Origin of the sequence: Streptomyces europaeiscabiei (assembly GCF_001550375.1) — a bacterium.
In the GTDB taxonomy this organism is placed as follows: domain Bacteria; phylum Actinomycetota; class Actinomycetes; order Streptomycetales; family Streptomycetaceae; genus Streptomyces; species Streptomyces europaeiscabiei.
This window is the reverse complement of sequence record NZ_LRTR01000925.1, coordinates 1-12,156: the sequence shown is the minus strand read 5'-3', so window position 1 is coordinate 12,156 and position 12,156 is coordinate 1. Positions and strand designations below refer to the sequence as shown.

The 12,156-nt window shown below is 72.6% G+C and carries 9 protein-coding genes and 2 pseudogenes; 8 read left to right on the top strand and 3 right to left on the bottom strand.

Annotated elements, in window-relative coordinates:
- The 3 genes and pseudogenes from AWZ10_RS46575 to AWZ10_RS46565 form a co-directional block, all read left to right on the top strand.
- Positions 1-411: pseudogene (locus AWZ10_RS46575) on the top strand (LLM class flavin-dependent oxidoreductase); the annotation flags it as partial.
- The gene (locus AWZ10_RS46570) at positions 408-1,808 is read left to right on the top strand and encodes an NtaA/DmoA family FMN-dependent monooxygenase (protein WP_060894290.1); all 1,401 of its coding nucleotides are present in this window, start codon (positions 408-410) and stop codon (positions 1,806-1,808) included. The pseudogene AWZ10_RS46575 and the gene AWZ10_RS46570, both read left to right, overlap by 4 nt.
- A gap of 973 nt (positions 1,809-2,781) precedes the next feature.
- Entirely contained in the window at positions 2,782-3,753 is a 972-nt protein-coding gene (locus AWZ10_RS46565; protein WP_060894289.1) for a hypothetical protein, read from the top strand.
- A gap of 35 nt (positions 3,754-3,788) precedes the next feature.
- Here the strand turns inward: AWZ10_RS46565 and AWZ10_RS46560 are convergent, their stop codons facing one another.
- Positions 3,789-5,291, bottom strand: coding sequence for an amidase (locus AWZ10_RS46560; protein ID WP_060894288.1), 1,503 nt, complete (start codon positions 5,289-5,291; stop codon positions 3,789-3,791).
- Positions 5,288-6,619, bottom strand: a complete 1,332-nt coding sequence (locus tag AWZ10_RS46555) for an Nramp family divalent metal transporter (protein ID WP_060894287.1) — start codon at positions 6,617-6,619, stop codon at positions 5,288-5,290. Before AWZ10_RS46555 ends, AWZ10_RS46560 begins: the two co-directional genes overlap by 4 nt.
- A 251-nt stretch (positions 6,620-6,870) precedes the next feature.
- Here AWZ10_RS46555 and AWZ10_RS46550 point away from each other — a divergent pair, with 251 nt between their 5' ends.
- From AWZ10_RS46550 to AWZ10_RS46535, 4 genes are all read left to right on the top strand, one after another.
- A complete protein-coding gene (locus tag AWZ10_RS46550; RefSeq protein ID WP_060894286.1) occupies positions 6,871-7,875 on the top strand; it encodes an Lrp/AsnC family transcriptional regulator in 1,005 nt (334 codons plus the stop codon).
- A gap of 147 nt (positions 7,876-8,022) precedes the next feature.
- Positions 8,023-8,913, top strand: coding sequence for an SIS domain-containing protein (locus AWZ10_RS46545; RefSeq protein ID WP_060894285.1), 891 nt, complete (start codon positions 8,023-8,025; stop codon positions 8,911-8,913).
- 13 nt (positions 8,914-8,926) lie between these two features.
- The gene (locus tag AWZ10_RS46540; protein WP_060894284.1) at positions 8,927-9,823 is read left to right on the top strand and encodes a class II fructose-bisphosphate aldolase; all 897 of its coding nucleotides are present in this window, start codon (positions 8,927-8,929) and stop codon (positions 9,821-9,823) included.
- A gap of 188 nt (positions 9,824-10,011) precedes the next feature.
- Complete coding sequence (locus AWZ10_RS46535) at positions 10,012-10,809, top strand: AraC family transcriptional regulator (protein ID WP_060894283.1); 798 nt, start codon at positions 10,012-10,014, stop codon at positions 10,807-10,809.
- Here the strand turns inward: AWZ10_RS46535 and AWZ10_RS46530 are convergent.
- The gene (locus tag AWZ10_RS46530; protein WP_060894282.1) at positions 10,796-11,956 is read right to left on the bottom strand and encodes a methyltransferase; all 1,161 of its coding nucleotides are present in this window, start codon (positions 11,954-11,956) and stop codon (positions 10,796-10,798) included. The two genes, AWZ10_RS46535 and AWZ10_RS46530, sit on opposite strands and share 14 nt — an antisense overlap.
- 69 nt (positions 11,957-12,025) lie before the next feature.
- On the opposite strand from AWZ10_RS46530, the pseudogene AWZ10_RS55005 reads away from it, so the two are divergent.
- A pseudogene (locus tag AWZ10_RS55005) lies at positions 12,026-12,156 on the top strand (alpha-ketoglutarate-dependent dioxygenase AlkB); the annotation flags it as partial.

Here is a 12,156-nt window from a genome sequence, read left to right as displayed (position 1 = left end):
GACTTCTCCGCCGTCGCCGCGGCCGCCGCCGGTGCCGGGGCGCCCCGGGTCTTCGCCGAGATCGAGGTCGCCCTCGACACCGCACACGCCACGGCCGAGGAACGCGTCGTCGACCTCGAACACCACGCGCCCTGGGCCGATCGAGGACGGCTGCGCCACATCGGCTCCGCCGCCGGACTCGCCGCGCTGCTGGAGCGGCTGCGGGGCGTCGTGGACGGCGTACGGCTGCATCCGCTCGTGCTGGACGAGGATCTTCCGGAGCTGTCCCGGCTCGTGCTGCCGCACCTCTTCGAACGGCGGCACGCGGTCCGCCCGCTGCCCGGCGCTTCCCTGCGCACCCACCTGGGCCTGGTCCGGCCCGCCAACCGCTACGCCACGGCGGCGGTCCCGGCCGGGGAGGAGACCCGATGACCCGCACCGATCCCCTCGACGCCCCCCGGCCCGACGCACACCTCCACCTCGGGGTCTTCTTCCAGGGCGTCAACCACTGGACCATCTGGTCCGACCCGGCGAGCGGCAGCCAGATCGATCCCGCCAGCTTCCGGCAGGTGGCCCGGACCGCCGAACGGGGCCTGTTCGACGCCTTCTTCCTCGGGGAGGGGCTGCGGCTGCGCGAGGTGGACGGGAAGATCCACGATCTCGACGTCGCCGGACGACCCGACGCCATCACCCAGCTCGCCGCCCTGGCCGCCGTCACCGACCGGATCGGCCTGGTCTCCACCTCCAACACCACGTTCAACGAGGCCCCCGACCTCGCCCGCCGCCTGTCCGGCCTCGACCTGCTCTCCGAGGGCCGCGCCGGCTGGAACGTGGTGACCACCGACAACGCGTGGACCGGGGAGAACTTCCGCCGTGGTGGCTACCTCGACCATGCCGACCGGTACACGCGCGCCGAGGAGTTCCTCACCGTGGCCCGTGCCCTCTGGGACGGCTGGAAGGACGGCGCCGCCTCCGGCTCCCCGGGCGCCTCCACCTGGGCGGCGTCCGGAGCCGTCCGCCGAGTCCGTCACCAGGGACCGCAGTTCGACGTCGACCTCGCGCCGACCCTGCCGCGCTCCGCCCAGGGTCACCCGGTGATCTTCCAGGCCGGCGACTCGGGCGAGGGCCGGGACTTCGCCGCCCGCAACGCCGACGTCATCTTCTCCGCGCACGGCAACGACTTCGACGACGCGCTGGCGTTCGCCGACGACGTCCGGCGCCGCCTGTTGTCCGCCGGACGGCCCGAGGACGACCTGCGCATCCTCCCCGGTACGGAGATCATCATCGGGGCCACGGAGGAGGAGGCCCTGGAGAAGAAGCGCTGGATCCGCCTCCAACAGGTCACCCCTGCCACGGCGTTGGGCATCGCCGGGCTCCTGTGGAACCGGGACCTGTCCGACCGGGACGCCGACGGGCCGCTGCCGAAGGAGGACCCGGTCGTCGTCGAGAACGACGGCTCCTTCGGTGCCCGGCGCACCGCCGACCCGCACAAGGTGGTCGCCGAGTGGAGGGAGAAGGCCGAGGCGGGCGGCTGGTCGCTGCGCGAGACCGTCATCGCCCTCGGCCCGCAGCGAGGCCACGTCGGCACCCCGGCGGGCCTCGCCGACAGGTTCGCCCACTGGGTGCGGCACGGCGCGGTCGACGGCTTCAACGTCACGCCGTACCTGATCCCCGACGGCCTCGACGACATCGTCGACCTGCTCGTCCCCGCACTGCAGGAACGCGGCGTCTACCGCACCGAGTACACGGGCACGACGCTGCGCGAGCACCTGGGTCTGCGCGAACCTCTCACCCACCGCTCCACGACGGACGGTCGGCGAGCCGGCTGACCCACCGCTGTTCCGCGCTTCCGTTTCCACGGCGACGGCCCACCCCGACCGCGGGACGGGCCGTCGCCGGTCGCCGCCACGGGCCCCGAGGGCCGGGCTGGTGTCGCCCTCGACCTCGTCCCCGGCTCGGAGCGCGGCTTCGGTCGGCGTGAACGGTGGCACGGCGCACGACGGAGCCGTCCGGGTCTCCGACAGGGCCCGGGGACACCGCCCCGCATCCCCGTGCGTCGGAACGGCTGATCTTCGACAACGGAACTCGCCCTCGTGCTCCGGGTCGGCGGGCATCACGTTCCGTGACGGGCCGTGTCGAATTCTCGTGACCGCCCTTGACGGAATTCGTGCGCTCCGAGCAACGCAAGAGCGTCGATATCGATCCGGTAGCCCCATGTGAATACGCGGGTCGGGCTTCGGACGTGGGGAAGGCCCGTGTCGTTGCCGAAAGCGCCCGCCGGACCGGTGAAATGGTGTCGAATGTCAAATTCGATTCTTCGCCGACGGGCGGCGGAGTCGTGTCGAATCGCACCCCTCCCGCGCCCGTCCATTCCTCGGTCAATGGGGCAACCCCGATGTCGATGTGATCAGGTTTTTTCGCCCGCGGTCGCCATCCGCCGGAAGACCACCGGCCGCGACCTCCGCTCCACGGACGGGGACCAGTACCGAGTGCCGGAATCCGGTCAGTGGCATACACCTCCGGCGATCGTGGACCGGCCCCTCGCGGAGGGTGAAGGTGCCCGCATCCGGCTCCTGGCGCCCGTCGTGCGCGACCGCGAGAGTCGGCACGCCGCACGATCCGCGCCCCCGTCCGTGGGCGGCTTGGGCGACTTGCCGAGCAGATACGGGGTAGGGGTATCCTCACGTACCCGCTGTATACCCCTGGAGGGTATCAGGGGTGAGCTGTCGACGTCGCTTGACTCGATACCCCCTAGGGGTATTGTGAACTGTGTGGGGATCCCGAACCCCGAAGGAGACGGCCATGAACACCGGACTGAGGATCACCGCCTTCGCCGCCGTGCTGGCCGCGACGTTCGGCACCGCCTACGGCGTGGGCAAGGGCGTCGAGCCCGTCCTGTCGGACACCACGGAGAGCACGGAGGGCACGCCCGCGCGCCACGACAGCCACGCCGAGGAGTCACCGGATCCCGGAGACGGCGAGGGGGAGGGCGGGCAGGCATCGGCCCCGGCCGGCGGGCTGCAGATCTCCGAGGGCGGCTACACCCTCGACCTGCGGACCCCGGGCGTCACCGCCGGGCAGCGCACCGACCTGCGCTTCGTCATCCGGGACGAGGACGGCCGCGCCGTCACCGCGTTCCAGCGCGAGCACGACAAGGAACTCCACCTCATCGTCGCCTCACGCGACCTGGTCACCTACCGCCACCTGCACCCCACCCGCGCCGCCGACGGCACCTGGAGCACCCCCGTCGACCTGCCCGGGGCGGGCGACTACCGCGTCTTCGCCGACTTCACCCCCGCCGGGAAGGACGCCGAGAACCTCACGCTCGGCGCCGACCTCGCGGCCGCGGGCACCTACAAGCCGGAGAAGCTCCCGGCACCGAGCGGCACCGCCGAGGTCAACGGCTACGAGGTCGAGCTGACCGGCGGCCTGCGCCCGGGCGCCGCGAGCGAACTCAAGCTGAAGGTCTCCCGGGACGGCAGGCCCGTCACCGACCTCCAGCCCTACCTCGGCGCGTACGGCCACCTGGTCGCCCTGCGCTCCGGCGACCTCGCCTACTTGCATGTGCATCCCAACGGCGAGCCCGGCGACGGCAGGACCGCACCCGGGCCGGACATCTCCTTCGCGGCCACCGCGCCCAGCGACGGCGCCTACCGCCTGTTCCTCGACTTCAAGCACGAGGGCAAGGTCCACACGGCGGCGTTCACGGTCCGGACGGGCGCGGCGACCACACCGCAGGAGCCGCACGAGACGTCGACCGGCCACTCCCACTGACGAGCGGCGACGCGCCGTCCCGCACCCGCTGGCACCTACACGCCCTCGACCATCACCACCGGCGGTCGCCGCTCGCCGACCCGCGTCACCCGTTCGAAGGCGTGGCCGGCCTTCAGAACCGACCAGTCCCGCCGGTGCGGGCCCACGATCTGCAGCCCGACCGGCAGGCCCTGCGGGGTGAACCCGGCCGGGACGGACAGGGCGGGGCAGCCCGTGACGGAGATCAGGTACGCCGAGCGCATCCAGTCGAGATAGGTCTCCATGGGGGTGCCGTCGACCACCGTCGGGTACGCCAGCCCGATGTCGAAGGGCGCGACCTGGCTGACCGGCAGCAGCAGCAGGTCGTACCGCCCGAAGAACTCGCGGACCCGGTGGAAGAGGGCGCCGTGCAGCGCCTGCGCGCGCCCGAGGTCGGGTCCGCCGAGGCTGCGGCCCTCCTCGATGTTCCAGATCACGTCCGGGGCCAGTCGGTCGCGGTGCTCGTCCAGCAGCATTCCGTAGGAGAGCTCCAACTGCCAGGCACGCTGGGCGAGGAACACCTCGTCCGCGCCGGAGAGATCCGGGCAGGCCTCCTCGACGTCGCAGCCCAGCGCGGAGAACGTCTCGGCCGCCGGGCGCAGCACGTCCCGTACCTCCGGGTCGACGGGCACCTGCCCGCCGAGATCGGGGGACCAGGCGACCCGCAACCCCTTCAGCCCGCCGTCGAGTTGCCAGGCGAAGGTGGAACCGGGCGTCTGCAGGGAACGCGGGTCGCGGGGGTCGGGTCCGGCCAGCACGGACAGGGTCAGGGCGACATCCGCCACGGTCCGGGCCATCGGCCCCTTCACCGACAACTGGCCCCACGGTGCCCTGTCGGGCCAGGACGGCACCCGGCCCGGGGAGGGGCGCAGACCGACGACGTTGTTGAAGGAGGCGGGATTGCGCAGGGACCCGCCGGTGTCGCTGCCGTCGGCGATGGGCTGCATCCCGCAGGCGAGGGCCGCCCCCGCCCCTCCGCTGCTGCCGCCGGCGCTGCGGGAGAGGTCGTAGGGGTTGCGAGTGGCCCCGAAGACGGGATTGACGGTGTGCGAACCCAGGCCCAGTTCGGGGACGTTGGTCTTGCCCAGGGTGATCGCCCCCGCCTTCCGCAGCCGCTCGACGACCAGATGGTCGTGGTCGGGCACCCGGTCGGCGAAGATCGGCGAACCGGACGTCGTCCGGATGCCCGCCGTGTCGTGCAGGTCCTTGTGCGCGACGGGCAGCCCGTGCAGCGGGCCCACCGGCTCCCCGGCCGCCATCCTGTCGTCCGCCTCGGCCGCCTGCTCCAGCGCCCGGTCGGCCACCAGCGTCACGATCGCGTTCACCGCCGGATTGACCCGCTCGATCCGCTCCAGGTGGGCGGTCACCACCTCCCGCGCGGACACCTCGCCGCGCGCCAGCGCGACGGAGAGTTCGTACGCGGTCCGGAAGCACAGATCGTCCGTCGGGTCCGCGTCGCCCGTCGGGTTCACGGGGTAGCGCGCGGGGTCTTCGACGAGATGGTTCACGGGGTGGTTCACGCCCCTCCCAGGGAGTTCTTGAGCTGGACGACCGCGAGGACTCCGAAGAGCACGAAGGACCCGCCCAGCAGCACGTTCGAGGTGATGTTGTTGCGAAGCGAGGGCTCCACGCTCCGGCGGTTGAGCAGCACCAGCAGCGCGCCCGCGAGCAGCGGCAGGATCAGCGAGCCGACGGCGGCGTAGGTGAGGACGAGCGGGACCGGCCGGCCCAGGAAGGTGACGGCGACCGCGGTGACGGCGCAGTAGAGGACGAACAGGCGGAACGGGCGGCTGCGCTGCGCGATGTGGGGCTCCGCCTCGGCGTCGGGGATGCCGCGCAGTGCCCGCAGCGAGTCGGCGAGCAGGTAGCACAGGCCGTTGAAACCGCCGACGAGCGCGCTCAGGGTCACCAGGAAGAACGTCCCCAGGAACAGCACCCGCGCCACCGACCCCAGATCGGCGCCGAGCGGATCCGCGAGCGCGGCCAGCCCGTCGCTGCCGGTGATGCTCCCGCCCGTGCCGTGGAGCAGGCCCGTCCCCACCACCGTGGTGCACAGCACGAACAGCAGGGTGACGCCGTAACTCACCGCCGAGTCCGCCCGCATGATCCGCAGACGGTTCCGGCCCGCCCAGCCCTTCTCCCGCACCCAGTAGCTGTACGAAGCGATCCCGGCCGTCCCGCCCACCCCGCCGACCAGTGCGAGCACCGTCACCACGTCACCCTCCGGCAGCCTGGGGCGCAGCGTGCCGAGGAGACCGGGAAGGTCGTCCGCGGTGGCGAGCGTGGCCACCGCCAGGACGGCCATGCCGAGGAACTTGGCGAGCATGAAGACGCTCATCACCCGCTCGAACACCGTGTACCGCCCGACGTACACGACCGCGGCCGCCGCCAGCGCGATCACCACACCGACGGGCCTGACCGGCAGTACGGGGAACAGCGTGGACAGTGCCAGGGACGCCACCGAGCTGAGCGCCGCCCCGTACAGCAGGCCGATCACCAGGACGAACAGCATGAACGCCGCCGGGAGCCAGCGGGCGGCCGACTTCAGGCTCGCGATCACGGTCTGTCCGGTGGCCAGGTACAGGCGGCCCACCGCCTCGGTGAGCGCGTACTTGAGGACGACACCGATGACGATGGCCCACATCAGCGCCATCCCGTACCCGGCGGCACCCGCGAGGGACGTCACCATGTCTCCCGCGCCCACGCTCGCGGCGGCCAGCACCAGCCCGGGACCCAGGAGGGCCCATCGGCCGCGCCGGGTGCCGACGGACCGGAGAGGCGTCGGCGCGGTGGAGTCGGTGGCGGGGGAACGTGGGGGACTGCCGGGAGTCACGGTCACGTCAACCATCTCCGTGCATCGGGGAGTTACGGGAGTCATGGGTTCGTGCGGCTCGTACGGGCCATGGGGGACGGCGGACAGAGGGGACAGTGGCCAGAGGCCAGAGAAGGCCGGAGGCCGAGAGGGACGGTGGACGCGCCCGCACGGCGGGGAGACCGTGCGGGACCATGCGATTCCACTTCACGGCAGGCTGGGCCACGGCGACGGAAGGGAACAAGAACCCCTGCGGAGTTGACGGAATCCGCCATAGGCTGGGGCCGATGGACGCACCGCAGACCGGCCCCGTGACGGATTCGCTGGACCGGCGCATCATCAGCGCGCTGCAGATCGACGGCCGGGCCGCCTGGCACCGCATCGCGGCGGCCCTCGGCGAGCCCGAACGGACCGTCGCCCGCCGGGGCACCCGGCTGCTGGAGGCCGGCCTGGTGCGGATCGGGGCGATGGCGATGCGCGGCCGCAGCGTGGTGGTCGGTGTCCGGTGCACCCCCGGCCGGGCCCGCGTCACCGCCACCGCGCTGGCCCGCCGCCCCGACTGCGTCTTCGCCCACGTCCTCACCGGCACCCCGGACTGCCTCGCGGAACTGCGCTGGCCGCGCGAACGGCTGGCGGGCCTCGTCCTGGACGAACTCGCCGGCCTGCCGGGCGTGGTGGAGACCCGTACCCTTCCGGTGCTGCGCCACGTCCGCACGATCCGGGAGTGGCACGCGGGCCTCCTCACCGAGGCCGAGATGACCGCGCTGAAGTGCGAGGACCCCTCCGGCACCGCGTCGCCGCCCGTCACCGATCCCCTGCCGACCGGCGGTGCCTCACCCGAACTCTCCCGCGTCGACCGGCTGTTGCTGCACGCCCTCGCCGAGGACGGGCGCCGCACCTACGACGAACTCGCGCGTGTCTCGGGCGTGTCGGAGGCCACCGCGAGACGCCGCCTCGGCGCGTTACGGCGCGAGGGCAAGGTCCGCATCCGCGCCGTGATCGAACCCACCGTGCTCGGGCTGCCGGTCGAGGCCGTCCTCCGGGCCCGCACACCCCCGGCCAAGGTGGACTCCGTGACGACGGCCCTCGCCGAGTCCGCCCACGTCCGCTACACCAGCGTCGTCACCGGCGAACGCCAACTGCTCATCCTCACCGCGTTCCCCGACGAAACCGCCCTCCACGACTTCGTCACCCGCTCCCCCTGGCTCCGTGAGGTGGCGTCGATCGACGTCGCCCTCGTCCTCACCACCCTGAAGCGGGGCGGCCTGCTGGCCCCCTGGCTGCAGGACTGACCCGAGGCCCTGCCGGGCCCCAGGCGGGACACGACGCGGCGGGACATGGGCCCTCCTCCTGCCGATCTCTTGCTTGAAGATGCTTGAAAGGTGAATATATCTTGCAGAAGCAAGCATGAGTCCGTGTCTCCTGGGGAGGGTGGCCGCATGACCCACGTCGAGGACGAGCTGAACAGCCAGCCCGAGTGCTGGGCCCGGGTGGCCGCCGAGGCGGTGGAACACGCCGGGGTCCTGCCGGCGCCGGGGGAGCGGGTGGCGCTCGTCGGCTGTGGGACGTCGTACTTCATGGCGCAGGCCGCCGCCGTGCTGCGTGAACGGATCGGTCTGGGGCAGACGGACGCCTTCGCGGCCTCGGAGTTCCCCCTGGGGCGGGCCTACGACCGCGTCGTCGCCCTCACCCGCTCCGGCACCACCACCGAGGTGCTGGAACTGCTGGGCGCGCTGCGGGGCCGCACCCGTACGACGGCGATCACCGCCGATCCGGGCACCCCCGTGATGGCGGCAGCGGACGATGTCGTCGTCCTGGGCTTTGCCGACGAGAAGTCCGTCGTGCAGACCCGCTTCGCCACGACCGCCTTCACTCTCCTGCGTGCCAACCTGGGCCGGCACACCGAGGCGGCCGTCGCCGACGCGCGCACCGCGCTGGACGCGCCCCTGCCCGAAGACCTCCTCGGCAACACCCAGTTCACCTTTCTCGGCCGGGGCTGGACCGTGGGCCTCGCCAACGAGGCCGCGCTGAAGTTGCGCGAGGCCGCGCTGGCGTGGAGCGAGGCCTACCCGGCGATGGAGTACCGGCACGGCCCGATCAGCGTCACCACCCGGGGGACGGCGACCTGGATGCTCGGCGAGGCGCCCGAGGGGCTGGCCGAGCAGGTGCGGGCGACCGGCGGGGTGTGGGTGGCCGGCGGGCTCGATCCGCTCGCCGAACTGGTCCGCGCCCAGCGCCTCGCCGTCGCCCTGGCCGCCGCCCGCGGCCTCGACCCCGACCGGCCGCGCCACCTCACGCGTTCGGTGATCCTCGATTCGAACGACCGCTGAACCAGGAGGAGTTGTGCCGCTCACGACGACCGGTGAACTGATCACCGGGGCCGCCGCCACGCACTGTGCGGTGGCCGCGTTCAACGTCATCACCCTGGAGCACGTCGAGGCTGTCGTCGCGGGCGCCGAGGCCGCCGCCGCGCCGGTCGTCCTCCAGGTCAGCGAGAACGCGGTCAGGTTCCACGACGGGGACCTGCTCCCGCTGGCCCGCGCCGCGTCCGCCGCCGCCGAGCGGGCGGCCGTGCCCGTCGCCCTCCACCTCGACCACGTCCGGAGCGACGACCTGCTGCGCCGGGCAGCCGACGCCGGGTTCAGCTCCGTGATGTACGACGCCTCGCGCCTGCCCTACCTGGACAACCTGGCCGCGACGCACACCGCCGTGCAGTGGGCGCATGGCCAAGGACTGTGGATCGAGGCAGAGCTGGGCCGGGTGGGCGGGAAGGGCACAGGGCAGGTGGGAGGCGACAACGGCGCACCGCCGCTCGACGCGCACGCCCCCGGCGCCCGTACCGACCCCGACGAGGCGCGGGCCTTCGTGGCCGACTCGGGCGTGGACGCGCTCGCCGTCGCCATCGGCAGCTCGCACGCGATGACCACCCGCACCGCGTCCCTCGACCACGTCCTCCTGAAACGGCTGGCCGGTGCCCTGGACGTCCCTCTCGTCCTGCACGGCTCCTCCGGCGTCCCGGACGACGAACTGCGCACGGCCGTCGCGGGCGGCATCGCGAAGGTCAACATCGGCACCGCGCTCAACATCGCGCTGACCGGCGCGATCCGGGAGTACCTCGCCGCCCGCCCCGAGGTGGTGGACCCGCGCAAGTACCTCACGGCGGGCCGGGCGGCGATGGCGGACACGGTGGCCCGCCTCATCGGCGTCCTGCGGACGGTAGAGGCCGCTCCACCCGCGTAGGCAGCCCGTACGAGCCGAGCGCCCGAGCCCGCGGCAGCCCACGAGCCGAGCGCCCGAGCCCGAGTGGCAGCCCGTACGAGCCTGTGCGGCAGCCCGTACGGGTCCGTTCCGCGTGGGAATGTGACCGACTTGCGAAGTGCGACCTCCGGGGTCGGAGTGTGACGCCCGTCACTGCTATTTTTCCGGTCATGCGGGAGACGGAGATCCACCTCGGTGAGCCGCCGGTCGTCGCCCTCATCGGCGTCGGTGTGCACGGTGTAGCGAACCGCACGGACGTGTTCCGGCTGCCGGAGCTGTGGCAACTGCACCTCTATCAGTACGAGGCCGAACTGACCGTCGACGGCACGGCCCACAGCATCCGCCCCGGGCGGGTCAGCCTCGTACCGCCCGGCACCACGGTCCGCTACCGCTACCGGGGCCGCTCCGAACACCTCTTCGCCCATCTGCGCATCGCCCCGACCGGACCCTCCCGCACGGTTCCGGTCGTACAGGACGCCGGCCCCGAACTCCCCACCCTCACCGGTCTGTTGCTCCAGGCCGTGGCCGCCGCCCCGAGCGAGCCCGACCGTACCCGGGCCGAGATCTGGACCACCCTGTGGCGCGTCGCCCATCTGACCGCGCCCATCACCGCGGGCACCGGCCCGCACCCGGCGGTCACCACCGCCATCGCCCACATCGAGGCCCACCTGGCCGCCCCGCTCACCATCCCGGAGGTGGCCCGGGTGGCCGGTGTCTCCCACAACCACCTGACCCGACTGTTCCACGCCGAGACGGGCGGCACCGTCGTCGCCTACATCCGCCGCCGCAGACTCGAACGCGCCCACCATCTGCTCCGGGCCACGACCCTCTCCATCCCCGCCGTGGCCGCCTCCGTCGGCATCCCCGACCTGCAGGCGTTCAACAAGGCCTGCCGCCGGGAGCTGGGCGCCTCACCGCGCGCCCTGAGAGGGGCCACGTTCCCGGCAGGAGCCGCTAACCCCGCCTGACCGCCTTCAGCACCACGAACCTGGCGTCGCTCGCGACGACTTCACTGTTGCCGAAGATCCGTCGCAGCGTCACGTGATAGGCCAGATGGCGATTGCCGACCACCCACAGTTCACCGCCCGGCCGCAGCGCCCGCCGCGCCCCGGCGAACATCCGCCGGGCCGTGGCGTCGGTCGTCGCCTGGTGGGAGTGGAACGGCGGGTTGTTGAGGACGAGATCGACACTCCCCGGCGGGAACGTCTCCAGCCCGTCGCCGACGAGGAACTCGGCTCGGTCGTCGGTGTCCGGCCGGTTCGCCCGGTACGTCGCCTCCGCCGAGGCCACCGCCTGGTACGACTCGTCGACGAACACCACCTCGGCGTCCGGATCGGCCAGCGCGACCGCCGTACCGACCACACCGTTGCCGCACCCCAGATCGACGACCCGGCCGCCACCCGGGTCCTTCGGCAGATGCCGCAGGAAGAAGCGCGTGCCGATGTCCAGCCGGTCGGCGCAGAACACGCCCGCGTGGTTGACGACGGTCCGCCCCGCCAACAGGCCGATGTCGTCCGGCAGTTGATAGCTGTAAGGCCACGGATCCTTGCCTCGCGCCGCAAGGATCCTCGTGTCCGGGGTGCAGAAGATCAGCCGCGCCTTCTGCTGGGCGAGCGAGGTGCGGGTGGGGCCGAGGATCCGTTCGAAGAGCTTGAGCGTGGAGGTGTGGATCTCCTTGACCATCCCGGTGCCGATCACGACCGTGCCCTCGTGCACGGCGGGCGCGAGCCGGTGCAGCTGGTCCTCCAGGAGCGCGAGGCTCTTGGGGACCCGGACGAGCAGCACGTCGACGCGGCCTGGGGGTGTGTCCCGGGTGGTGAGCAGCCGTACCGTGTCGGCCGCGACACCGCTCCGCTCCAGGTTCGCCCGCGTCGCCTCCCGGCTCAGGAGCGAGTCGGTGATCTGCGTCGGCCCGTACGCGGCCAGCGCGGTGGTCAGCGCACCCCAGCGGTCCCCGACGACCACGACCGTGCCGTCCAACGGCGTCCCGCTCTCCGCGAGACGGCGCAGCAGATAGGCGTCGGACGCGTCCCAGGCGCGCAGCTGGTCACGGGGGTCCTCGGGGAAGCGGGCCAGGGTGTACTCGCCCCAGGGCGCGGTCATACGGTCGCTCATCGTGTGCCCAGGCTAACCGAGCCACGGCTCAGGCCTCTTCCCCGAGTGGCCGTGCGGGATGATGGCCCCATGGACGCCGAGCTGTTCCCCCGCGGCCGCACGGAGATCGTGCCCGGCGCGGTCCACGTCCCGGACTGGCTGGACGCGGAACAGCAGGGGCGGCTCCTGGACGCCTGCCGCGACTGGGCCAGGCCGCCCGC

Excerpts from the sequence above, each read along its gene's own strand:
- AWZ10_RS46565 (WP_060894289.1), top strand. The coding sequence starts at position 2,782 with ATGAACACCGGACTGAGGATCACCGCCTTCGCCGCCGTGCTGGCCGCG.
- AWZ10_RS46535 (WP_060894283.1), top strand. The coding sequence starts at position 10,012 with ATGCGGGAGACGGAGATCCACCTCGGTGAGCCGCCGGTCGTCGCCCTC.
- AWZ10_RS46555 (WP_060894287.1), bottom strand. The coding sequence starts at position 6,619 with ATGGTTGACGTGACCGTGACTCCCGGCAGTCCCCCACGTTCCCCCGCC.
- AWZ10_RS46545 (WP_060894285.1), top strand. The coding sequence starts at position 8,023 with ATGACCCACGTCGAGGACGAGCTGAACAGCCAGCCCGAGTGCTGGGCC.
- AWZ10_RS46570 (WP_060894290.1), top strand. The coding sequence starts at position 408 with ATGACCCGCACCGATCCCCTCGACGCCCCCCGGCCCGACGCACACCTC.
- AWZ10_RS46530 (WP_060894282.1), bottom strand. The coding sequence starts at position 11,956 with ATGAGCGACCGTATGACCGCGCCCTGGGGCGAGTACACCCTGGCCCGC.
- AWZ10_RS46550 (WP_060894286.1), top strand. The coding sequence starts at position 6,871 with ATGGACGCACCGCAGACCGGCCCCGTGACGGATTCGCTGGACCGGCGC.